The organism is Amycolatopsis sp. NPDC057786 (assembly GCF_042797905.1).
Classification (GTDB): Bacteria; Actinomycetota; Actinomycetes; order Mycobacteriales; family Pseudonocardiaceae; genus Amycolatopsis.
Genome location: NZ_JBHVKW010000004.1, coordinates 141,806 through 164,607, shown reverse-complemented (window position 1 = coordinate 164,607; position 22,802 = coordinate 141,806). Strand labels below are relative to the sequence as shown.

Annotated in this window: 22 protein-coding genes and 1 tRNA gene; 9 read left to right on the top strand and 14 right to left on the bottom strand. The window is 66.9% G+C overall.

Going from position 1 to position 22,802, the window contains the following annotated elements:
• Positions 1-11: 11 nt before the first annotated feature.
• The 3 genes from ACFVM3_RS04900 (at position 12) to ACFVM3_RS04890 (ending at position 3,003) form a co-directional block, all read left to right on the top strand.
• Entirely contained in the window at positions 12-950 is a 939-nt protein-coding gene (locus ACFVM3_RS04900; protein WP_378435619.1) for an alpha/beta hydrolase family esterase, read from the top strand.
• Between the two features lie 107 nt (positions 951-1,057).
• The gene (locus ACFVM3_RS04895) at positions 1,058-1,762 is read left to right on the top strand and encodes a TetR/AcrR family transcriptional regulator (protein ID WP_378435618.1); all 705 of its coding nucleotides are present in this window, start codon (positions 1,058-1,060) and stop codon (positions 1,760-1,762) included.
• 35 nt (positions 1,763-1,797) lie between these two features.
• Complete coding sequence (locus tag ACFVM3_RS04890; RefSeq protein ID WP_378435616.1) at positions 1,798-3,003, top strand: cytochrome P450; 1,206 nt, start codon at positions 1,798-1,800, stop codon at positions 3,001-3,003.
• On the opposite strand, the gene ACFVM3_RS04885 is transcribed toward ACFVM3_RS04890, so the two are convergent.
• A complete protein-coding gene (locus tag ACFVM3_RS04885; RefSeq protein ID WP_378435614.1) occupies positions 3,000-3,641 on the bottom strand; it encodes a histidine phosphatase family protein in 642 nt (213 codons plus the stop codon). The two genes, ACFVM3_RS04890 and ACFVM3_RS04885, sit on opposite strands and share 4 nt — an antisense overlap.
• A gap of 97 nt (positions 3,642-3,738) precedes the next feature.
• Positions 3,739-4,536, bottom strand: a complete 798-nt coding sequence (locus tag ACFVM3_RS04880) for a TIGR03084 family metal-binding protein (protein ID WP_125674083.1) — start codon at positions 4,534-4,536, stop codon at positions 3,739-3,741.
• A gap of 129 nt (positions 4,537-4,665) precedes the next feature.
• Between ACFVM3_RS04880 and ACFVM3_RS04875 the strand changes: the two genes are divergently transcribed.
• The gene (locus ACFVM3_RS04875) at positions 4,666-5,088 is read left to right on the top strand and encodes a heavy metal-responsive transcriptional regulator (RefSeq protein WP_378435612.1); all 423 of its coding nucleotides are present in this window, start codon (positions 4,666-4,668) and stop codon (positions 5,086-5,088) included.
• A gap of 365 nt (positions 5,089-5,453) precedes the next feature.
• Here ACFVM3_RS04875 and ACFVM3_RS04870 read toward each other — a convergent pair whose 3' ends face one another.
• The gene (locus ACFVM3_RS04870; protein ID WP_125674380.1) at positions 5,454-6,005 is read right to left on the bottom strand and encodes a DUF4190 domain-containing protein; all 552 of its coding nucleotides are present in this window, start codon (positions 6,003-6,005) and stop codon (positions 5,454-5,456) included.
• A 223-nt stretch (positions 6,006-6,228) separates the two neighbouring features.
• On the opposite strand from ACFVM3_RS04870, the gene ACFVM3_RS04865 reads away from it, so the two are divergent.
• Together ACFVM3_RS04865 and ACFVM3_RS04860 are read left to right on the top strand one after the other, a co-directional pair.
• Complete coding sequence (locus tag ACFVM3_RS04865) at positions 6,229-7,425, top strand: sensor histidine kinase (protein WP_378435610.1); 1,197 nt, start codon at positions 6,229-6,231, stop codon at positions 7,423-7,425.
• 30 nt (positions 7,426-7,455) lie between these two features.
• Complete coding sequence (locus tag ACFVM3_RS04860) at positions 7,456-8,103, top strand: response regulator (protein WP_378435726.1); 648 nt, start codon at positions 7,456-7,458, stop codon at positions 8,101-8,103.
• On the opposite strand, the gene ACFVM3_RS04855 is transcribed toward ACFVM3_RS04860, so the two are convergent.
• The 4 genes from ACFVM3_RS04855 to ACFVM3_RS04840 form a co-directional block, all read right to left on the bottom strand.
• Positions 8,076-8,660: a hypothetical protein gene (locus tag ACFVM3_RS04855; RefSeq protein WP_378435608.1), complete on the bottom strand. Its 585-nt coding sequence runs from the start codon at positions 8,658-8,660 to the stop codon at positions 8,076-8,078. The genes ACFVM3_RS04860 and ACFVM3_RS04855 overlap by 28 nt on opposite strands.
• On the bottom strand, positions 8,657-9,496 hold the full coding sequence (locus ACFVM3_RS04850; protein WP_378435606.1) for an alpha/beta fold hydrolase: 840 nt from the start codon (positions 9,494-9,496) through the stop codon (positions 8,657-8,659). The genes ACFVM3_RS04855 and ACFVM3_RS04850 overlap by 4 nt, the downstream gene beginning before the upstream one ends.
• 95 nt (positions 9,497-9,591) lie before the next feature.
• Entirely contained in the window at positions 9,592-11,802 is a 2,211-nt protein-coding gene (locus tag ACFVM3_RS04845; RefSeq protein ID WP_378435604.1) for a hypothetical protein, read from the bottom strand.
• The gene (locus ACFVM3_RS04840; protein WP_378435602.1) at positions 11,799-12,695 is read right to left on the bottom strand and encodes a purine phosphorylase; all 897 of its coding nucleotides are present in this window, start codon (positions 12,693-12,695) and stop codon (positions 11,799-11,801) included. The genes ACFVM3_RS04845 and ACFVM3_RS04840 overlap by 4 nt, the downstream gene beginning before the upstream one ends.
• A gap of 278 nt (positions 12,696-12,973) precedes the next feature.
• Here ACFVM3_RS04840 and ACFVM3_RS04835 point away from each other — a divergent pair, with 278 nt between their 5' ends.
• The gene (locus ACFVM3_RS04835) at positions 12,974-13,675 is read left to right on the top strand and encodes an NUDIX domain-containing protein (protein WP_378435600.1); all 702 of its coding nucleotides are present in this window, start codon (positions 12,974-12,976) and stop codon (positions 13,673-13,675) included.
• A gap of 227 nt (positions 13,676-13,902) precedes the next feature.
• On the opposite strand, the gene ACFVM3_RS04830 is transcribed toward ACFVM3_RS04835, so the two are convergent.
• From ACFVM3_RS04830 to nfi, 6 genes are all read right to left on the bottom strand, one after another.
• Positions 13,903-14,409 (bottom strand): winged helix-turn-helix domain-containing protein, encoded by a 507-nt coding sequence (locus tag ACFVM3_RS04830; protein WP_378435598.1) that lies wholly within the window; start codon positions 14,407-14,409, stop codon positions 13,903-13,905.
• Positions 14,410-14,746: 337 nt separating this feature from the next.
• Entirely contained in the window at positions 14,747-14,917 is a 171-nt protein-coding gene (locus tag ACFVM3_RS04825; protein ID WP_378435596.1) for a hypothetical protein, read from the bottom strand.
• A 135-nt stretch (positions 14,918-15,052) separates the two neighbouring features.
• Positions 15,053-15,129: transfer RNA gene (locus ACFVM3_RS04820), tRNA-Leu, on the bottom strand.
• A 385-nt stretch (positions 15,130-15,514) separates the two neighbouring features.
• The gene (locus ACFVM3_RS04815) at positions 15,515-16,843 is read right to left on the bottom strand and encodes an NAD(P)/FAD-dependent oxidoreductase (protein ID WP_007028829.1); all 1,329 of its coding nucleotides are present in this window, start codon (positions 16,841-16,843) and stop codon (positions 15,515-15,517) included.
• A gap of 84 nt (positions 16,844-16,927) precedes the next feature.
• On the bottom strand, positions 16,928-17,620 hold the full coding sequence (locus tag ACFVM3_RS04810) for a uracil-DNA glycosylase (RefSeq protein ID WP_378435594.1): 693 nt from the start codon (positions 17,618-17,620) through the stop codon (positions 16,928-16,930).
• On the bottom strand, positions 17,617-18,297 hold the full coding sequence (gene nfi / locus ACFVM3_RS04805) for a deoxyribonuclease V (protein ID WP_378435593.1): 681 nt from the start codon (positions 18,295-18,297) through the stop codon (positions 17,617-17,619). Before nfi ends, ACFVM3_RS04810 begins: the two co-directional genes overlap by 4 nt.
• 28 nt (positions 18,298-18,325) lie before the next feature.
• Here nfi and ACFVM3_RS04800 point away from each other — a divergent pair, with 28 nt between their 5' ends.
• Entirely contained in the window at positions 18,326-19,822 is a 1,497-nt protein-coding gene (locus ACFVM3_RS04800) for a S10 family peptidase (protein WP_378435592.1), read from the top strand.
• 342 nt (positions 19,823-20,164) lie between these two features.
• Positions 20,165-20,917: a hypothetical protein gene (locus ACFVM3_RS04795; protein WP_378435590.1), complete on the top strand. Its 753-nt coding sequence runs from the start codon at positions 20,165-20,167 to the stop codon at positions 20,915-20,917.
• A 91-nt stretch (positions 20,918-21,008) separates the two neighbouring features.
• Here the strand turns inward: ACFVM3_RS04795 and ACFVM3_RS04790 are convergent, their stop codons facing one another.
• Positions 21,009-22,730 (bottom strand): S8 family serine peptidase, encoded by a 1,722-nt coding sequence (locus ACFVM3_RS04790; protein ID WP_378435588.1) that lies wholly within the window; start codon positions 22,728-22,730, stop codon positions 21,009-21,011.
• Positions 22,731-22,802: the final 72 nt, after the last annotated feature.

Genomic DNA, 22,802 nt, shown 5'->3' with positions numbered 1-22,802 from the left:
AGGAGGATCGCGTGCCTGGTCCCATGAAGTTCCTGCGCCGTCTCGCACTGACGGCCGCCACCGCTGCCGGACTGAGCCTGTTCGCCGCCCCGACGGCGTCGGCGGTGCCGTCGCCGATCGACCATCCGATACCGACGACCGGCTGTCAGCGTCCGTCCCCGGTCCCCGCCGGGACGACGACGCCGCGGACGCTGACGTCCGGCGGTCTGGTCCGCGAGTACACGGTGCACGTCCCGGCTCAGTACCGGCCGTCGCGGCCGTACCCGCTGGTGTTGTCGTTCCACGGCCACAAACGCACGTCGGAATATCAGGAGGAGCTGTCCGGATTTTCCGCCTATGACGCGATTTCCGTCTACCCGCAAGGACTTCCGGGAACAGACGGCCTCTCGGCATGGACCGGCGCGCCCTACTCGGCGGCCGCCGACGACGTGCTCTTCACCAGTGATCTGCTGAACACGCTCCAACGTGAACTGTGCGTCGACGCCCGCCGGATCTACGCGACGGGCAAGTCGAACGGCGGCGGGTTCGTCGGCGTCCTCGCCTGCCGGATGCCGGGCCGGATCGCGGCGTTCGCTCCCGTCGCCGGCGCGTTCTACCCGCAGGGCGGCGAATGTCACCCGTCGCGTCCCGCTCCGATCCTCGATTTCCATGGCACGGCCGACGCGACGATCCCCTATACCGGGAATCCCGCCAAGGGCCTGCCGTCGCTGCCGGACTGGCTCGCCGCGTGGGCGGACCGCAACGGCTGCTTCCCGCGTCCGATCCGGTATTCGCCGAAAACCGACGTCACCGTCGAACGCTGGCTCGGGTGCTCGCTGCAGCACTACCGGGTCGAAGGCGCCGGGCACGTCTGGCCGAGCACCGCGCCGAACAACGACTCCGCCACTCCGACCGTCATCGACGCGACTCCGGTCATCTGGAAGTTCCTGCTCGCCCACCGTCTGCGTTAAGAACTCGTCGATTTCCTTGCCGGACCGGCACCACTGGCGCTACCGTCGAACTGACCGGATGACCAGATAAGCAAATCTGGTCACGAAGTCAGAGACTGGGAGCGCACGTGGCAGAACGTCCGGACCGCACCGCCGGCCGCGCCGATCGCATCCTCGACGCGGCCGGCGTCCTGCTGACGCGGCTGGGCTATCGCAAGGTGACCATCGAGGACATCGCGAGTCAGGCGGGCATCGGGAAGGGCACGATCTACCTGCACTGGCCCACCAAGGAAACCCTCTTCCACGCGTTGCTCCTGCGTGAATCCCTCCGGGCCGCCGAGAACCTCCTCACCCTGATCGACGAAGATCCGGCGGAGGTCATCCCGCACCGGTTCCATCGGGCGGTCTTCCTCCATGTCCAGCGGAGCCCCTTGCTCGGCGCGCTCATCACCGGCAACACCGAACTGCTGGGCCGGTTGAAGAAACATCCTTTGCAGGACCAGGACGCGGTCGTGACCGAGCGGTACCTGAAGACGATGACGGACCGGGGCCTGCTGCGCGACGACATCCCGAACCTGCTTTTCTCCCTGCGCGCCTCGGCGCTCGGGTTCTACCTGATGGACAGCTTCATCGCCGACGGCGCCGACCTCGGATCCGAGGAGAAGGCCGACGCTCTCGCGCACATCGTCCGGACGGCGTTCGAGCCGCCGGAGCCGCCGTCCCCGGCGAACGTGGCCGCCACCGCGGCCGAAGTGACCCAGGCGTTCCAGGACCTGATCTCGTCCTATCGCGCCTGGATCTACCGGAAGGACGGCCCCGAAGAGCCCGCTTGATCCGGGCTCTCCACCACCGAAGAAGGGGGCAAGCCATGACCACGATCGCCGAACGCTGGGGCGTCCACGAAGCCCAGTTCTGGCTTCGAGGTGAATTCCCGGCCGAGCCGGTCCGTTTCGACCCCGAGACGGGCATGTGGAACGTCTACGGCCACGCCGAGGCGCTGAAGACCCTGAGCGACCCCAAGGTGTTCTCCTCCGACACCGCCCGGTTGATCCCCGAGGAGATCTCGCCGGACAAGGACCTGTTCGTCGAGGGCAACCTGCTCCAGATGGACCCGCCGGATCACAAGAAGCTGCGCACGCTGGTGAGTCACGCCTTCACACCGAAGGTCGTCGCGGATCTCGAACCGCGGATCGCCGCGCTGACGAACGAACTCCTCGACACCGTCGACGGTACGGACTCGATGGAACTGGTGACCCATCTGGCCTACCCGCTGCCGGTGATCGTCATCGCCGAACTGCTCGGCATCCCGGCGAGCGATCGCGACCTGTTCAAGGAATGGGTCGACACGTTGCTGCGGAACAGCCAGCAGCGGTCACTGATCAAGCAGACCGAGGAGGACAAGAAGGCCGCCGAGGAAACGGCCGCACAGGTGAAGAACCTGGTGAACTACCTCGCCGAGCATGTCGACGACCGGCGGCGGAACCCGCGCGAGGACCTGCTGACCAAACTCGTCGAAGCCGAGGTCGACGGCGCGAAGCTCACGCAGAACGAAGTCGTCAACTTCGCGAACGTCCTGCTGCTCGCCGGGCACATCACCACCACGATGCTGCTCGGGAACACGGTGCTGTGCCTGGATTCCCATCCGGAGGAATACCGGCGCGTCCGCGAGGACCGGGAATTGCTGCCCGCCGCCATCGAGGAATCGCTGCGCTACCTCAGCCCGTTCGCCCTCGTCGCCCGCGCCACGACGACCGAAGTCGAACTGAGCGGCCAGACGATCCCGCCGGACAGCATGCTCGCCATCTGGGTCGCGGCGGCGAACCGGGATCCGCGTACGTTCACGGATCCCGGCACCTTCGACCCGGCGAGGGCGAACAACCCGCACCTTGCCTTCGGCCGCGGGATCCATTTCTGCATCGGCGCCCCGCTCGCCAGGCTGGAAGGGAAGACGGCGCTCAACATCCTGCTGGACCGCTTCCCTGATCTGCGCACCGATCCGGCCGCTCCGCCGTCGTTCATCCCCAGCCCGAACATGACCGGGGTGAACAAGCTCCAACTGTTGCTGAAGCCCTAGCGGTCCGCGTACCGGGAGGCGAGCGGGACCACCACTCGTGGCGCTCGCTTCCCGGGTGTGTACCGCAGTTCGGTGATGTTGCCGTTCGGCACGAGGTAGGTGTCGGCGAACGTGCGGAATCCGCGCATGGCCTCACTGTCCGGCGTGGTGATCCCGGTCAGCAGCGACCACATGACCGCGCGGATGAAGAGCCCGTGCGTGAAGACCGCGATCGGCCCGGGTTCGCGTTCTCCCAGCCGCGCCAGGAAATCCTGGGTCCGGGTGAAGAGCGCCGCGAAGGATTCCGCGCCGTTCACCGCGTGGTGCGGATCGGCACGGGACCAGTAGGCCTCCGTGTACGGCTTACGGGTGGCAGTGGTGGTGACCTGTCCATGGAGTTCACCGAGAAAGGTGAACTCCTGGACAGGCCACTCCTCACGCTCCGCGCCGGGGAATCGCTCGATCGTCGGCTCGGCGGTCTGCCGCGCCCGCAAGAACGGCGACGTCACGATCAACCGAGGCGGTTCGGCCAGCGATTCCGCGATTTCGAGGGCTTGCCGCCTGCCGGCCTCGGTCAGCGCCGAAGCCCCCGGCTCCCCGCCGGGAAGCCCCGCGTTGGACTCGCTTTCCCCATGCCTGATCAGCCACACTCGTGTCACGATCGCCTCCTAGCCCCCGTGTGCCTCGACGATCGCACCGAGTGCGAGTGGATCGCGACTTCCAGGATGCCCCATCACCGCGGAAACGACGGGACTCTCAACGACCGAACTGTCCCGGCGAGCGCCCCTCGCCCGCCGGGCCGCGGTACGCCTGCGCGATGTCCAGCCACTGGTCGGCCAGCGCGCCCTCGGCACGGACGTCGAGGTCGTCGCGGTGACGGCGCCGCGTGACCAGGAGGCAGAAGTCCTCGGCGCTCCCGGTGATCCGCTCGGGCGAATCCTCGGGGCCGAACGTCCACAACTGCCCGGACGGCGAGGTGATCTCGAACCGGAACTCCTGCTCCGGCGGGGTCAGGCCGCGCGCCTCGTAGCCGAAGTCCCGCACCCGGACGGCGAAACCGACGAGGTACGCGAGCCGGTCCGTCCGCTCCGGCCGCACACCCAGCGCGTCCGCGACGTCCTGCCCGTGCGCGAACAGCTCCATCATCCCGGCGCACGCGAGGATGGCCGGCGGCAGCGGGTTGACCAGCCACGGGACGACCTGGTCCGCCGGGACCGCGGCGAGCGCCTTGATACCGGCGTCACGTTCGGCGCGCCAGCGGCTCAACAGGACCTCGTTGGGGTCACCGAGGTAGTCGTCGAGGGCCGCGTTGACCGCGGCGTCGAATCCGCGCGCCATCGAGGACTTCGCGAGTTCGGCGAAGGCCCGGGGTTCGGCCGCGGACAACCCGGCGATCTTGAAGATGAACGCGAGATGCGCGATCTGGTGCTTGACCGACCAGCCCGTCGCGGGCGTCGGCAATTCCCATCCCGCGTCGTCGAGGCCGGCCACCAGGGCGTCGACCTGTTCACCCTCCGTGGTGAGGTCCCTGATCACGTTCCGGAAGTCAGTCACCGTGCCGTCCTCTCGCCGTTTCCACCCTCTCGAATGATGCGGACGCGCCTGGCCGTCGTCTTCTCTTCACGAGCGCCTTCGGAATCCGGACTTGATTCTGGAGCCGGGTCCAGGTTCTACGCTCGCGTCATGACGGCGTTGACCATGTCCGAGGTGACCTCCCGCGCCGGAGTGCGGCCGGACACCGTGCGGTACTACGAGCGCATCGGCCTGCTGCCCACGCCCGCGCGGACGACCGGTGCCCACCGGCGCTACGACGAGGGCGTCATCGAGCGGCTGCGGTTCATCCGCGGCACTCAACGGCTCGGGCTGACGCTGACGGAGATCGGTGACCTGCTGAGCGTGCGCGACACCGGCGTATGCCCGTGCGAACCCGCCGAAACCATGCTGGAACGCCATCTCGCCGAAATCGAAGCGGAGATGGCGCGGCTCGCCGAACTGCGCGCCGAACTCACTTCCATGCTGTCCGGGATGTCCGGCGAGAACTGCGCCGATCCGGTTCCCGGCGCCTGGTGCCCGCCCGGCTGCGACCCCGAGGGAGGAGGTGGATGACCATGCGGAACGACGACTGGTGCGATTGCGACTGCTGCGGCAGCGGCTGCTGCTGACCCGCTTCGGCGGGACCGGCCGGGCTTGACGTCACCCGGCCGGCACTCCTGCGCGGGAGCACCGCCTTACCGATCCGGTCTTTGCGGACTTCGGCCGAACAGGCCATCAGGCCGCCCGCTGTCAGCGCCGGCCGCGCGAGCTCGCGGGCGATGTGGTTCGCGAGCACCTTCGCCGTCATCGAGACGGGCGTGGTGTCCTCCGGCGAAAAGATTCGTGGACGGGCTCGGTCATGACCGCGTCATGCCGGAATCGCGAAGGCCTCCTCGCCACCCCGAGAATGGCGAAGGAGGCCTTTCACGGTCCGGCCGTCACACTCCGGTGCAGGCGGCCATCGCGAACTCGCCCGAAGCGGTCTTGGTCGAAACGACCGCGCCGTCGACGGTGATCTTGCAGGTGACGGATCCACCGGTCTCGCCCGTGGTCACCGTGAGCGTCCCGCCCTTGTAGACGCCCTTGTTCTCGACTTCCTTGTTCCACGGCAGCGCCGGAACGGTCTCGGTGGTGGGGTTGAGCACCTCGCCGTAGATGACCTCGACGTTCGTGGCGTCACCGGTGACTTCGTAGGAGACCTTCGCGGTGCGGTTGATTTCGTTGTTGACCTCGTTGACCGCCGCGTTGAACACGAAGATCCACACCACGCAGACCACGAGCCCGAGTGCGGACAGGGCGATACCGGTGATGGAGAGCCCCTTGTTGGAGGCCTTCCCGTTCTTGACGCGGATCAGCCCGATGATCGAGAAGATCAGGCCGAGGATCACCAGCGGCCACGCGATGACGCCGACGAACGGGATCGGGGAGAAGACCAGCCCCACCAGGCCGAGGACGAAGCCCGTGACGCCGATGCCGTTGCGGGGCGGCATCGGGCTGGCGGGGGCTTGCGGGGCCGGCGTGTAGGGGGTTTGCTGGGTCACGGGGGATTTCCTTTCCAACGGGATGAACGAGGCGGCATACAACCAGCGATCGCGAGTCCGCCGCGTCGTACTCGGCGCGTGAACCCGTTACGACGAAAGTCGTCATTCGCGCGCTGCGAAGGATCGGTTCCGCTGATGTGGGTGGCCTGGCCTCCTTGCGTACGCTCAGCGCATGGCAAGGCGTGTGCTCGGTGTGGTGCTCACCGTGGTGGCGGTCGCGGCGTGCGTGATCAGCAGCATTTTCGTCTTCAGCGCCCAGGGCTACCTTCCGGCGACGAAGGAGTTCGACCCGACGTGGTGGTCCACGCTCGGCTTCCTCACCGGGATCGCGGCGGCGGTCATGCTCTGCTGGCGGCACAAATGGCCGGAACTCGTCCTCGGCATCGCCTTGGTTCCGCCGCTTTGCTTCCGGTCCGACGCGCTGGCCGCGTTGGTGGCGCTCGCCGCGTTGGCCGCGCACCGCCGCGACCGTCTCCTGTGGACCGGGTCCGTACTGGTCTACATCGCGACGGCGTGGGCGTTGTTCGGCGACGCCAACCGCCATCCAGACGTGACCATCGCCGGTCAGATCGTCGGCAAGCAGTTGTCCGCGGTGCAGGTGATGGGGACGCTGACGGTCGCCGTCGTGATGACGGCCGTGCCCCTCACCGTCGGGGTCGTCCGCGGGATGCGGGACACGATCGCGATCCGCGAGGCCAAGGAAGAGGAACTCCGCGCCGAAATGACCCGTCGCGCGGAACGCACCCGGATCGCGCGCGAGATGCACGACGTCCTCGGGCACCGGCTTTCCCTGCTGTCGCTGCAGGCCGGCGCGCTCGAGGTCAGCAAGGGGCCGGCGACGACGGAAGCGGCGAAGACCGTCCGTACGACGGCCCGCCAATCACTCGAAGATCTGCGGCAGGTCATCGGTGTCCTGCGCGACGGCCAGGGTTTCGGCGAAAACGGCGAGAACGGATCCCATCCGGAGCCGCCGCAGCCGACGCTGGCGGACATTCCCGAGCTGGTCGCCAATGCTCGGCGGGCCGGGTTGGGGGTCAACGTGACGATCCTGCTCGACGACGCGGGCGGCGCACCGGCCTTGCTCGGCACGACCGCGTACCGGATCGTCCAGGAGTCGATGACCAACATCCTCAAACACGCGCCGGACGCGGCGGCCGAGGTTTCGGTTCGCGGAGGTCCTGGGAACGGGCTCACCGTCGAGGTCGTCAATCCGCTGCCCGCGATGGCGGCGGGCAAGCCGCCGGGCGCCGGCGCGGGACTGACGGGCATCGGCGAACGGGTCACGCTGATCGGCGGGAACGTCAGCGCCGGCCCCACCGAAGAGGGCACATTCGCCGTCCGGGCTTGGCTGCCGTGGGGACACCACTAACCTGTCCGGGTGAACCAGCGCCCATTACGAGTGCTGCTCGTCGACGACGACCCGCTCGTACGAACCGGTTTGTCGATGATCCTGTCCAGTACGGGCGACATCCAGGTCGTCGCGGAAGCAGGCGACGGGGACGAAGCCGTGCCGAAGGTGAGCATGCACGCGCCCGACGTCGTGCTGATGGACATCCGGATGCGGCGGATGAACGGCCTCACCGCGACCGCCGCCGTCACCGCGCTGCCCAATCCGCCGAAGGTTCTCGTGCTGACCACCTACGACCTCGACGAATACGTTTTCGACGCGCTCGGCGCGGGCGCCAGCGGGTTCCTGCTGAAAGAGGGTTCGCCGCAGGAGATCATCGACGCGGTGCGAGTGGTCGCGGCGGGCGAGGCGATGCTTTCGCCTCGGACGACACGGAAACTCATCGGGCATTTCGTCGCGACCAGGACGAGTCCTCGCCGTCATCGGGCGCGAGCCGGGCTGAGCACGCTGACCGAACGCGAGCGGGAGATCGTCACCGCCGTCGCGCGGGGCGGCACCAACGCCGAGATCGGCGCGGCACTGCACCTGAGCGAAGCGACGGTGAAGACCCACATCACCCGGATCTTCGCGAAACTCGACGCGGCCAACCGGGTCCAGCTGACGATCTTCGCCTACGAAGCCGGGCTTGTCGCTCCCTGACGGTCCGTAGCGAGCAACCCGGCGACGACGGTCGCCCAAAGGACCGCCGCGCCGCCGAAGCCCGGCACGAGCTGCCAGGCCGCCGCCCAGCCCGCGATCGCGAGCACGGCGGCCAGCGCGGCGACGCCGCACAACAAAGCGCTCAGCACCAGGAATCGCCGCGAGCGGAACAATTTCGCGAACGGCAGGAAGTGCAGGCCGACCACGAAAAGCACCCAAGCGGGCACGGCTTCGGGAAACTCGAAGAGTGCCGAAAGCACCCGTGCCCCGGCGAAGATCCCCACCAGCATGAGCACCACGGCGATGCCGTACCGCCTGCCGAACGGGCTTTCCTCCCGGCCGCCGCCAGCGGGCAACCCGGCGCCCCGGCGGGCGGTGAGGACGAGCCAGCCTGCCAGTCCCAGTACCGCGGCGACGCCCACGACGACCAGCGGCGTCGATCCGCCGTCGACGGAAGAGGCGCCGAAGAACCACCACCCGGCACCGAATCCCACGCCGATCGCGGAACTGATCAGCAACGTGACCAGGTGCCCCTTGGTGAACTGCGCGTCCGTCATCCCGCGAGCCCGGCGAGGACGGCGGCGGCCTCCTGCGGATGGATGAGGAACCGGACGTGGCTGCTCACGAGCGACCGCACGTCGGTCGGATTGTCCGGGGTGAGCGCGTCCGCCTCCTTGATGAACCGGTCCTGCAGCGCGAGCGGCATCGACCGGTCCTCGGTGAGCCTGATGTAGGTGCGCGGGATCCGGCCCCACGTGTCCGCGTCGGCGCGCTCGGTCCCGGCGTCGAGGCTCTCGTCCGGCTCAAGAGTGTTGAGGTAGGCGAAGAACTCCTGATCGGTCCCGTCTTCGAGCATCGCGGTCTTCAACCCGGCCAGCAACGCGGGATCGGCGGTACGCCAGTTCATCCGGAGCGCGCCGAGCTTCGCGGGATCGGCGACGACCACACCGCCGACGTCGTTGAGCGCACTGCTCGCGTACTCGGGTCCTTGCATGTACTCGCCCAGCGTAACGTCGACGCAGCACCAGGCGGAGATGTAGACGATCCGGTCGATCAGTTCCGGGACGGCGTTGCCGACGCCGGTGAGCGTGACCCCGCCGCGACTGTGCCCGACCAGGATGACCGGCCCGTAGTCGGCGACCCTGCGCACGACGTCCACCACCTGCTCGACGGCCTCGGCCAGCGTGGCACCCGCCTGGTTGGACGGCGCCGTGGCCAGCGCTTCGAGGTCCTGCGGCGCCTGGTAGGCGGCATGGAAACCGGCGGCGAAGCCGTGTCCGGGAAGGTCGACGGCCAGCGTGCGGTGGCCGAGCAAAGCGAGCTCACGTTGCAGCGGGCCCCAGGTGAACGAGGCACTGCTGGAACCGTGCACGAAAACGTAGGTCGAAGTCACGGTTCCAGTCTGTCAGCACACCTTGGCGGTCGTGGCACGGATTGCGTTCGAGCGGGTGTCGCGAGCGGCCCCCTCGCCCGCTCGCGACACCTCGTCTAGAAGTCCCGGTCCTCCGAGCCGGATTCGTCGTCGAAACCAAGGGAGGAGAGATCGCCCTCTTCGAGCAGATCGATCTGACGGCTTCCTGCTCGCCAGTCCTGTGAACGGCGGCGCCGTCGTTCCTGTTCACGAACGATCCAATCGCGCCCCTCCGCCGCGACCGCTTCCAGGACATGCAACGCACCCGCGATACCGGACGCCGTGAGCGACGTTTGGAGAATCTCCGACTCGTCTTCCACCGTCATGTCGGTCAGACCACCGGTGCCCTCCACCAGAACGCTGATGTCCTCACCGCTGAGGAGGGAAAGGCGGAACTCGCGACTTCGCACGGTGACAGCGCCGAGATGTGCCGGATCGTCGCCTCGGACGACGTACCGCCGGTTGTCCGCGAACCGGATGCCGACCTCGGCGACGTGCGCCGAAGCCAACGCGTCGTAACGGAACGACTTCCGCTGCTCGTTGTGCACGTCCCCGGTGAGGAAGTTCAGCTGGACTTCGATCTCACGCACTCCGCTCTTCGTCAGCAGGAAGACGAGCACCACATATTTGGAGTACCGGAGCGGGCCTCGGGGAACGCGTGCCCGCAGCGCGTCGGACATCCCTTCGGTCAAAACGACATGTGCGACGAGATCCCGGTTCACCAACGAAGACCGCCTGAGCGCCTCGGTCTTGAGGTAGTTCTTGTCGAGGTCGAGCCAGCGCGCCATTTCCGCGTCACTCGGCCGGTCGCTGAGCACCTGCCGCCAATCCGAATATGCCCGCTGTTCGGCCTCGTAGGTCACCTGCGCGGCGGCACGCTCCAAAACCTCGTCCCGTTGCGGCGCCAGGATCTGGATAGCTCCTTTGACCGCGAGAAAAGCCCCGAGCCCCAGGAAGAAGGCGACACCTGCGAAACCACCCCCGGCGAAAAGCAGGAACAGCGATCCCACGACGCAACCGCCGACACTCGACTTGAACAGCGTCGACGTCCTTCCCGACGGCCTGAGCGAAGCTCTGTATGCGAACAAGGTTCCCGCACGCCACTGGTCGGCCACCTGGCGAGCGTGCCAGCGCATGAGCCACAGGATACTCTCCGGCCCCACTTGAGCGTTGCCGTAAAGCGCGACGAAACGGGTCTTGAGATACTGGCGGATACCGAACGTGTCGGCATCCCAATTTCCCGCGATATGGGGTCTCGCCTCCGCGAAACTCAGGTCGACCAACCCGTGGACCTCTTCGACGAACCGTGTCGAGACCCAATGCCCTGGCGAAACCGGCCGCACGTGCTGAACCGGGATTCCGTGCTCGCGGTTCTTGCTCACCAGCCGCCTTTTCACGACTTCGATTTCCAGTCCCCAGCGGAAGGCACCGAATGTTCCCGCTCCCACCAGGAGCAGGCCGAGAAGGCCGAGGAGGAGACTCCCGTCGACGAAGGCCGCGATCGCGAAGAGCAGCCCGAGCAGAAGGGCGAACATTCCCGAAACCAGTTTGACCCAGGCGCCCGCGCCCACCGGTGACGGCGCGTTCTCCCAGAACCGTGGCGGAGCGGGGTCGGGTTCGAAGAATTTCCACGCGCGGCCTGCCCTGTCCTGCGCCAGCCTGTCCTCGGCGACCCTCTGCGCGTAGAGGACGTCGAGACTGTCTTGGATCGCGCCGCTGAGGATCATGTTCAGGTGTCGGGTGATCTCCCGCTGGCGTTGCGGCGGCAGATCGCTGAAGTTCTTCAACGCTCGGTTCATGGCCTGCGGGTCGAACGTGCTCCCGATCTGCTGTCCCCATACACACGTGACGAAGTCCGACACGACTTCGAGCGCGCTGTGCCACTCACCGGGGCCGAGACCGCCCGCCAAGGCGATCGCGTCCAAGAACGCGTCGTGCACGTCGTCGTTCATCTCACCGAGCGAGCGTCCACTGAAGACAGCCAGCGCGTAGTAGTACGCGAATTCGGCCGACGAGATCTGGCCTTGCTTCATGACGTCGCGGAAGATCTCCTGCGCCATGCGGGCGTTACCACCTTCGAGATGGTTCTTCGCCACTTCGAGCTTTCGCTCGGGAGGATCCTCCCGGCTGACGTGATAGGTGTTCTCATGTCGATGAAATGTCGTCGAGCCGTAGTTCACGCCGATCTGCTGACCGACCGTGGAGTTCCCGGACGCGACGTACTCGTGGTGCGCCTGAGGATGCGAGCCGTTCGGCATCGTCCCGTGCGGCCAATTCGGTGGAGTCATCGCGACCTGCCGGAATCACCGAGGTCGATGGTGGTGTCGCCGTGGTTGGTTCCGATCTGCTGCCCGACCCGCGCGTTGTCACGCGCGACGAACTTCTGGTGCGACGCCGGCTGGGACGATTTCTCCGCACGCCTGCCACCTTCGTGTCCGTCGTCGAGTTCGGTGGCGACGGCGATGGCGAACGCGGCCGCGTTGGCCGCGGCGACGTCCTGCCAGCCTTCGGCGTCCGTCCGATCCTTGGCACCACCCGCGAGATCACTGATACCGCGGATCGTGACGGCGGGAACCCGTTCGTTGAGATGTCCCGCCGCGGCGAATCCAGCGCTTTCCATCTCGATCGCGATCGCGTCGTTGTAGTTGCGCCGCAACTGCTGCGCCAAGTCCGAGGTTCGCGAGTTGAGCACGACCTCACCGGCCGCGATCGGTTCGAACCAGACCTTCGGCACCGGTGAATCATGGTTTCGCCGTTCTTCCGTTCGAAGCCACTGTTCTTCCCTGGCAAGGGAACGCGCGATCTGCTCCGCCCGGTGCGAAATCTCCCAGGCCCGCGGACGCGCGAGAAACTCGGTGTCTTCGCTTCTTCCACCCTGGTAGGCGTAGACCTTCGTAGCCACAACGACATCACCCAGTCGCAACCAGTCTCGCAGTCCACCTGCGACACCGGTGAAGATGATCGTCGCCGGGTCGAACTCCGCGATCGCCCTTTCGGTCAGCGTGGCGGCCGAAGAGTTGCCCATACCCACCACGGCAGTGGCGACCTTGCCACCGGAACGGCCGGGCAGTTCACCGATCTCGAACAGGGTTCCCGCCGGATGCTGATGGCGGACCAATCCTTTCAACCGAGCACGGACAGCCGTGTACTCGGTCTCCAACGCGGTCAGGATGACGATCATGCGACCACGTCGATTCTTTTCACCACAGTGTTTTCCTCTCACAGACCGCGCCGGCGATGTCGACGCGATGTAGCCGAGCATGGCGAAGATGCGGTCGTCCGAACGGTTGAGCGGGACGGGCGACCGGGATGTGGGAGTGCTTGGTGCAACTTGCACGGTAGCGGAGCCGGACCATTCTCGTCAATTAGACGATTAATCCTCCGGGGCACTAGACTGTCCCAGGTGGACACAACCTTCACCAACGCCCGTCGTCGACACCTCGGCAGAAGGCGGCAAGGATGACCGAAGACGACTGGACGATCCCCGAGATCACAGTGGCGGTCGACCTCGCGATCCTCACGGTGCAAGCCGGCGCACTGCAGATCATGTTGGTGAAACGGGGCATCCCGCCGTTCGAGGACGAACTCGCCTTGCCAGGGGGCTTTCTGGAATCCACGGCCGAGGACCTGGATTCCGCCGCCGCCCGAGAGCTCACGGAAGAGACCGGCCTGCGCGCCGAAGACCTGCATCTGGAGCAACTGAAAACCTACGGAGGCCTCGATCGCGACCCACGCGGCCGGGTGGTGAGCGTGTGCTACCTGGCCTTCACGCCGAACCTTCCGGCTCCCACAGCCGGCGGTGACGCTCGCGAGGCGATTCTCACCCCCGTCGACGACGTGCTACGGCCGCAGGCGACGATGGCCTTCGACCACAAGGAGATCGTCGCGGACGCGGTGGAACGGGCCCGGAACAAGCTCGAGTACACGACCTTGGGCGCCGCCTTCTGCGCTCCGGAGTTCACGATCACCGACCTGAGGCAGGTTTACGAGATCGTCTGGGGCGAGAAGCTCGACCCTCGCAACTTCCATCGCAAGATCACCAGCGTGCCAGGCTTCCTGACCCCCACCGGCGGACGGGTCACCGGACACGCGGGGCGCCCCGCGGCCCTCTACCGCCGCGGACCGGCCACGATCCTCCATCCCGCCATGCTGCGAACCTGACCCCCTTTATTGTCACCTTGACATTAACCATCTCGAACACTAGCTTCGGAAGCGTAATCGTCACTCAGACGAGAAGAGGTGGTGATGGAGATCCGTTCGACACTCAGAACCGCCGTACGCGTGGTCACCTTGGCCTTTGCCGGCGGCATCGCCTGCGGCGTGATCGTGTCCGGCTGCGCTCATGACCAGATCCGAGGCTCTTCCACACCCGATGATCGCGAAGGTTCTCAGTCCGCGATGAGCACCTGGGCCTCCCCGTCGAACCGGTAGCCGACCCCGCGCACCGTCGTGATCGGCGTCAGCACGGGTTCGAGCTTCCCGCGGATCTTGCGGACGTGGACGTCCACGGTCCGCCCGTTGCCGCCGGACAGCCCCCACACCCGCGCCATCAGAGTGAGGCGGTCGAAGACGCGGTCCGGATTCCGGCTCAGGAACAGAAGGAGGTCGAATTCCAGCCTGGTGAACTCCAGCACCTCGCCGCGCGACAGCACTCGTCGCGAACCGGGTTCGATGCGCAGCGGCGGGGCGGAATCACTGGACCGCCGTCGTCCGGCGAGTTCGACGAACTGGCCGGTTTGGACGGTCCGTGCCGTCAGCGTCACCCCGACAGTGTCCTCAAAGGACTCAAGCAGTCGCGCGGCGATCGTGGCGGCGTGCTCGGAGTCGGCACTCACCCGCAACGCCAGGGTCAGCTCGACGGTCGGCTCGATGCTCACCGCGACCGACCGGGTCATCTCACACCACCCGGACCGGATGCCGGACGGCGGCGTCGAACAGGTAGCCCTGGGAGTTGTGCGGCGTGACGTCCGGCTGGGTGGCACCGGTGATGTCCGTGGCCCGCGCACGCAAGGTGTGCGCACCGGGAAGGCCGGAGCGCCAAAGGGATCTCCCAGCGTTGCCAGCCTCGATCGGCCGCCGCGCCCACGAACTTCGCCTGCCGCCTGCCGCGAACTCGGCGTTCCATGGCAGTCCCGAAGAGCTTCAGCCGCCAGGAGCCGGCGTCGATCGACGGTGTGGCGGTGTGGTTGCGCACGAAGAACCGTTCGACGGGAGTCAGATAACCCTGTCCGCTCAACGCCCCCAGCGCGTCTCGGCGTTGGTGCCGTAGACATCGAAGATCTCCGGCGGCAAGGGTTTCACGATCGGCGTGGCCGCCGACGCCGTTCCGGCCGGAAGCGAGCCGAACGCCGTCATCGCGAGTGACCCGCCGGCCGCCAGCCGAAGCAGCCCTCGCCGCGACACCCCGTCGCCCCGCGCGCCACTGGGCGAGCCGAGCGCGGTCGTAGGTGGCTTCGTCCGTCAGGCCGGTTCGGTCATGCGGGTCATTGTCGGCAGGGGCGGTCCGCGCGGACCAGGACGTCCACAGAGCGGAACCGGTGGTGCCCCGGACGGGGATCGAACCCGCACTGTGTCGATTTTAAGTCGACTGCCTCTGCCAGTTGGGCTACCGGGGCACGGGACAGCCTAAGGGATGTCCTTCGGTTCGACGCTTCAGTACGCCGATATTCGAGTCAGCGGAGACCGAGCTCGTTCCGAACGGCCTGTTCTCCTCGAATTTCTCGTTGATCGGCCGGGATCGACGCCGCGGAGAGGGCGAGCAGGAAGACCCTGATGAACACTGCCCGCCAGCGGAAAGGTCTCTTCCGGGAGCGGGCGCGCGCATCGTCGCGCTCGATCCGCTCCAAACGTGCTTCGCCAATTCGGCCGGAGACAGGCCGGTGGCGAGCGGAACGGCGGGTACGGACTTCCGGAATGCCTGCACCGGCACACCTGAAACGCCGTGAAGGCCTCCTTCCCCACGGTCAAGGCAGGGAAGGAGGCCTTCACGGACTTACGAACTCAGGACTTCGACAACCGGTCGAACTCCTCGCGCGGGTTGTTGATCTGGCCGAGCGAGATGACCTCGCGCCGGAACAGGCCACCCAGCATCCAGTCGAACAGGATGCGGATCTTGCGGTTCCACGTCGGCATCGCCTTGAGGTGGTACGCGCGGTGGAAGAGCCAGGCCGGGAAGCCCTTGATCTTCAGGTTCAGCGCGTCGGCGACACCCTTGTGCAGGCCGAGGCTGGCCACCGCACCCAGGTTCTTGTGGTAGTAGTCCTTCGGCTTGCCGCCGCGGATCACCTTGATGATGTTCTTCGCCAGCAGACGCGCCTGGCGAACGGCGTGCTGCGCGTTCGGCGGGCAGGTCGCGGTCGGGTCCTGCTCGGTACGCGAGAGGTCCGGCACGGCGGCGTTGTCACCGGCGGTCCAGACGTCGGGGTGCCCGACGACCTGCATCGCGGCGGTGGCCTCGACACGGCCGCGCTTGTCGAGCGGCAGGTCCGAGCTGGCGAGCACCGGGTTCGCCTTCACGCCGGCGGTCCAGATGATCGTGTCGGTGTCGAACTCGGTGCCGTCCGAGAGCACGACGTGGCCGTTCTCGAACGACTTCGCCGCTGTCGACAAATAGACTTCGATGCCGCGCTTTTCGAGCTGCTCGACGGTGTACACACCGAGCGTCTCGCGTACCTCGGGAAGGATCCGCCCGGCCGCCTCGACGAGCACCCAGCGGATGTCCTCGACCTTGAGGTTCGGGTAGTAGTTCTCCACCGCGAACCGGGTCATGTCCTCGAGTTCGGCGAGCGCCTCGATACCGGCGAACCCGCCGCCGACGACGGTGAACGTCAGCAGGCGCTTGCGCTGCTCGGGATCGAGCGTGCTGGCGGCCTCGTCCAGCTTCGTCATGACGTGGTTGCGCAGGTAGATCGCCTCACCGATGGTCTTGAAGGCGATGCCTTCCTCGACCAGGCCCGGGATCGGCAGGATGCGCGCCACGGCGCCGAGGGCGACCACGAGGACGTCGTAGTTCAGCTGCTCGACGTGCCCGTCGGCGGCCTCGACCGTCACGGCCTTGCGCTCGTGCTCGATCTTCGTCACGCGCGCGGTGAGCACGTGGCAGCGCTTGAGCACGCGCCTCAGCGGCACGACCACGTGCCGCGGTTCGATCGCACCGGCCGCCGCCTCGGGCAGGAAGGGGGCATAGGTCATGTGCGGCTGCGGATCAACGACCGTCACGGACGCTTCGTTGGCCCGGAGCATCTTCTGGAGCCCGTACGCCGTGTAGAGCCCGACGTACCCACCACCAAGGACGAGGATCCGTGTCGGTTCCGACTTAACACCAGCCATATTTCTATAGTCGCACCCATCAGCTGAGATCGCTCGGAGACCCCATCCGGCTGTGACCAGCGTCGCCACGGTTTCCGCACCGATTCAGTTCAGGCCGGCCGCCGAGGTCGCGGAGGCCAGGACGTCGCACACCATGTCAAGGGTCAGGCGCCCGGTCTGGACATTGCGCTGCGACACGTGATAACAGCCGAAAAGGCGCAGGTCGCCGAGTTCCAGTTCGGCTCCGTGGCCGAACTTCGGGCGTGGCGCGGGCACCGGCCAGCCCGCCTCCGCGAGCACCGGCAGCAGCGCCTGCCAGCCGAACGCGCCGAGCACCACGACGGCCTTCAGCGTCGGTTTCAGCAACTCGAGCTCGGCCGCGAGCCACGATCGGCAGGTTTCCCGTTCCTCAGGTGTGGGCTTGTTGGCGGGTGGCGCGCATCTCACCGGGGAGACCATCCGGGTTCCTCGGAGCTCGAGGCCGTCACCTATATGGGTCGACGTCGGCTGCGACGCGACCCCGACCCGGTGAAGCGCCTTGAAGAGAACGTCACCGGACGGGTCGCCGGTGAACAGGCGGCCGGTCCGGTTCGCGCCGTGGGCCGAAGGGGCCAGGCCGACGATCGCCAGCGACGCGTCCGGCGGGCCGAAGCCGGGCACCGGCCGGGCCCAGTAGGTCTCGCCGGCGAAGGCCGCGCGTTTGACCACGGCGATCTCCTCGCGCCACGCGACCAGCCGCGGGCAGGCGCGGCAGCCGATGACCTCGGCGTCGAGTTCGGCGAGCGAGCGGAACCTCATAACGCCTCTTTCAGCGCGTCCCTGGCGAGCCGGTCGGCTTGCCGGGTGGTCTCCGGCTGACGGAACGCGGGACACAGCCGCAGCACCTGGAGGCACGCGTTGTCCAGCGAGATCTTGTGGCCGACGGAGACATAGAGGGGCTTCACGCCGTCTTGGGTGCGCAGGACCGCGCCGACGACCTCGTCGTCGTCCAGCAAGGGCCTCCGCGAGCCGCGTTCGAAGCCCGGCTCGTCGTGCTCGCCGACGAACCGGGTCTTGCCGACCCCGACCGTCGGCAGCCCGGTCACGACGCCGACGTGGCAAGCGAGCCCGAACCGGCGCGGATGTGCCAGGCCGTGACCGTCGCAGACCAGCAGATCCGGGACGTGGTCGAGCGCGCGGAGGGCGTCGAGCAGCGGGGGCAGCTCGCGGAACGCGAAAAGCCCCGGTTCGTACGGGAACGAGATCCGGGAAACGACGGTTCGCTTTTCCACGACGCGGAATCCGTCGGTTTCGAGGGTCACGGCGGCGGCCGCGATGAGACCGCTGTCCTCGTCGTAGGCGACGTCCAACCCGGTGACCGTGACGATCTCTTGTGGACAGCGATCTTCGAGTTCGACCAGGCCACGCAGGGTTTCCTGGATCCCGATCGCCTCTCGGGGCGTGCTCGGGCGATCATGCGCCGTGACGATGTCCACTCCTACAGACTGCCAGTAAGTTGGGAGCATGCCGGACACCAATCCCGAGGAAAAGGCCACCGACGAGAAGGACACCCCGTCGGTGGAAACCAAGGTCGAGCCGACCGACGACCTGGTCACCACGAAGCACACGCTCACCCTCAAGCGCAAGAAGCTCGCCTACACCGCCCAGACCGGGCGGATCGTGCTGCGGAAGGAGGTCATCACCGACGGCAAGTCCGAGGGCTACAAGGCCAAGGCCGAGGTGTTCCTGACCTCGTACACGCTCGACGACGCGGAGCCCGGCTCGCGCCCGGTCACGTTCGCGTTCAACGGCGGGCCCGGCTCGGCGAGCGTCTGGCTGCACATGGGCCTGCTCGGCCCGCGCCGGGTGCTTTCGGGCGACGTCGACGACCCGGTCGCGCCGCCCTACGGGCTGACCGACAACCAGGAAACCCTGCTGGCGCACAGCGACCTGGTGTTCATCGACCCGGTGTCGACCGGCTATTCGCGCGCCGTGGACGGCGAGGCGGCCAAGGAGTACCACGGGTACACCGCCGACATCGAGTCCATCGGCGAGGTCATCCGGCTCTGGGTCTCACGCAAACAGCGCTGGCTCTCGCCGAAGTTCCTCGCGGGCGAGTCGTACGGCACGCTCCGCGCGGCCGGGCTGGCGTCGCATCTCCAGGAACGCCACGGCATGTACCTGAACGGGCTACTGCTGATCTCGTCCGTACTGGACATGGGCACGCTGCGGTTCACCGAGGGCAACGACCTGCCGTACTCGCTCTACGTGCCGACGTACGCGGCGATCGCGCACTACCACGGCCTCCACGGCGACCGGCCGCTCGACGACGTCCTCGCCGACGCCGAGGACTTCGCGGCCAAGGAACTCCCCTGGGCTCTGGCGCGCGGCGCGCGTCTGTCCACACAGGACCGCGCCGAAGCGGTGGCGACGCTCGCCTCCCTGACCGGCCTGAGCGAGTCCTATGTGGACCGGGTCAACCTGCGGATCGAGCACGTGCGGTACTTCACCGAGCTGTTGCGGGACAAGGGTCTCGTCGTCGGCCGGATGGACGGACGGTTCACCACCTGGGAACCCGACGGCGGACGCGAGCACATGAGCGACGACCCGTCGATCTCGCGGATCATCGGCGCCTACACGGGCGGGCTCAACCACTACGTGCGGGCCGAACTCGGCTACGAGAACGATCTGCCGTACGAGGTCCTGTCGACAGACGTGTTCAAGGCGTGGTCGTACTCGGACTTCGAAGGCCGCTCGGTGTCCTCTGTGGACTCACTCGCGTCGGCCATGCGGGCGAACCCGCACCTTCAGGTGCATGTCGCCTTCGGGCACTACGATGGCGCGACGCCGTACTTCGCTTCGGAGCACGTGTTGGCGCGCTTGCAGATTCCCGAGGAGCTGCGGGAGAACATCGACACGGCGTACTACCCGGCAGGGCACATGATGTACGTGCACGAGGAGTCGCGGGTGCGGCAGGCGAAGGACCTGGCGAAGTTCATCAAGACCGCTTCCGGAAAGTAGCCTTCCGCTCACTTCCCAGTCTCCAGACGCCATGAAAGGTCCTTTCCTTGCAAAATTTGCAAGGAAAGGACCTTTCATGGCACTCCGGGATCAGATCCTGTCGGACCTGCCGATCACCATGTCGGCATGTACCTATCACGAGCTCCGTTCACGGACTCATACCTACGTCAATACAGTCGGCACGGCGTCATCCGCGTGGCGACTCTGGAGAAACTAGGAGTCACACAAAGCACGTCTTACCGAAGATGCCAGCCTGGCGGGAGGTGGACCCACCTGCTGCCAGGCATCGTCCTACTTTCGAAGGAACAGCCGACCCCGCGGCAACGAGTCGAAGCCGCATTGATGCTTACCGGCTCCCAGGGGATCGTCACCGGCTTCGAGGCCGCGCGACGATACGGCCTACGACAGTCCGGCCCTCATGGGACAGTCCATTTGCTCATTCCCCAAGAGCGCAAAATACGAAGCGTCAAGTTCGCGATCATCGAAAGAACGATCGCCATGCCGGAGCGTCGCGTGACCGAAGGGGTACCGCTGGCAGCGCCGGCTCGAGCGGTACTGGATGGAGTAAGGCGCATTCGCGAACTCGAGCCGGTTCGCGCCTTGCTCATCGAAGCCGTCGAGGCGGGCCTTTGTACCGTGGACGAGTTGAGTGCCGAACTCGAGTCCTGCAGCAGACGAGGAACGGCGCTTCCTCGTGCCGTACTCAGAGAACTCGCAGCCGATGTCAAATCGGTCCCCGAAGCAGAGGCGTTGGCGATCTGGAAGAAGGCGGGTCTGCCGCCTGCTGAGAGGAACGTCAAGATCTACGACGCCTTCGGCAACTACATCGGCAAGCCCGACTCATGGTGTGATGAGCTCGCCATGGCATGGGAAATCGATTCGTATGCCTACCACTTCGGCAGGAACGCGTACCGGAAAACCCTCCACCGCAACAATCGGTACGCGGCCGCTGGGATCGTCGTCGTGCAGACCTTGCCATCCCGGATTCGCGACGAACCGGACAAGGTCATCACCGAACTCCGTCGTGCGGCCGACGCAGCGACACAGCGTCCGAGACCGGCCATCACCGTGGTCCGCACCGGTCGAGCCGCCTGACAGGCCCGGCCCGACCACGCTATGAAAGGTCCTTTCCTTGCAAAATTTGCAAGGAAAGGACCTTTCATAGCGCCAGCAACGGAACCGAGGATCAGCCTCGCAGGTACTGCGCACCCCGCGTGACGGCCGACCAGGCGTCGACGCCACCGTGACCGTAGAAGCCGTTGAACGAAGCGTCACCGGTGCAAGTCGCGGTGAACGACGCGTCCCGGCCTTCGTCCAGGTAGTCGACGGTCCGCGGCACCGGGCAGGCGATGTCCGAAGCCGTGCCTTCGAGCACCCGCTGCACCGCGTCCGGGTTCATCCCGAAGTCGCGCGAACCCTTGCCGTACTGCGAAACGATCAGCGCGGCGACACCCGAAGCGTGCGGCGACGCCATCGACGTCCCCTGCAGCCACTGGTAGTAGCCGACGCGGCCGTCGGCGGCGGTCGCCTTCTGGATACCGGCGGCGACACCGTCGGGCGTGAGGTTCCCGTCCGCGTCGATCATGCCTTCCGCGACACCGACGTTGCGCGGGTACGTCGAAAGGATCATGTTCTCGTTCGTGCGGTGCCACGGGGTGCCGAAGTAATCACGGAAGTATCCGCCGGGCGCGGACACCGAGATCTGCTCGACGCCGTAGTTCGAGTAGTCCGCCTTCGCCTGCGACGGTCCGAAGGACGAGACACCGATCGTGTGCGGGCCCTCGACGGGCAGCGAGAGGCAGCTCGCGTTGTCGATCTGCCGCGGGTGCGTGCTGTTCGAGGGGTAGTTGGGGCTCGACGCGTCGGGCTGCGGGGCGCCGAGGTCGCTGTGCTGGTTGCCCAGCGAGACGACCTGGGTGACGCCCTTGCGGTGCGCGTAGTTCAGCGCACGGGTCGTCGCCTCGATGATGGTGCGCTGCTCGGCCTGCTGTTCGGCCGAGTCCGCGGGGTTCGCGGTGCAGTTGTACAGCCAGGGATCCGTGAAGAAGCTCATGTTCACGACGTCCACACCGGCGTCGCCGGCGTAGGTGATCGCGTCCACGGTCGGCTGCAGGAAGAACGAGCCCGAGTCCTGCCCGGCGCGGAGGTTCACCAGCGTCACGTTCGGGGCGACCCCCGAGACACCGAAACCGTTCGCGGCCGCGCCGATGGTGCCGGCGACGTGCGTGCCGTGCCCGTTGTCGTCGTGGTCCGCCGGGTCGACACAGCCACGGAACTCACACGGCCCGTCGACGACGACGCCGTTCACGTCGGCGACGATGTCCTTGGTGAAGTTCCGCGACGCCGCGCGGTCGAAGTTCGGCGCGATATCCGGGTGACTGCCGTCGACGCCGGTGTCGATGACGCCGACCTTCACTCGCTTGTCGCCCGGCTGTTTGGTACGCGAAAGGTCCGACCGGACGGACTTGAGTCCCCAGAGCTGCTCGTCGAGCGGGTCCATGCCGACGGCGTTCGCCTGCACCGGCTTCTTGGCCGAGGCCGCGCCGCGGCCCTCCTTCTCGACGACGCCCGGCTTGTCCTTCACCTTGCCCTGCTTCGGCGCGGTGCCGATCGCCTTCGCTTTGGCGGCGCCGAAGACCGACCGGTCCGTGGAGACGCGCTCGGCGAAACCGTTGGCGGGCGCGGTCGCGGTGACCAGGCCGACCGCGGCGTTGCTCGTCACGACGGTGCCCCCGGCGGCGCGGACCGCCCGTTCCACCGAAGCGACACTCTGACCTTCACGGGCCAGGACGGAGAATTCGGTCGCGGCTCCGGAAAGCGCCGGCTGCGCTGATGCCACCGGAGCAGCGACGATCGCGCCGAACAGCGGTACCGCGAGCGCGATCACGAGAGATCTGGGCTTTTTCACTTCCTGCCTCCTGAAGAAAACTATTCGTGCAAACTACGTGAGCGATCCCCACGTATCAACGAAGTCCCTACG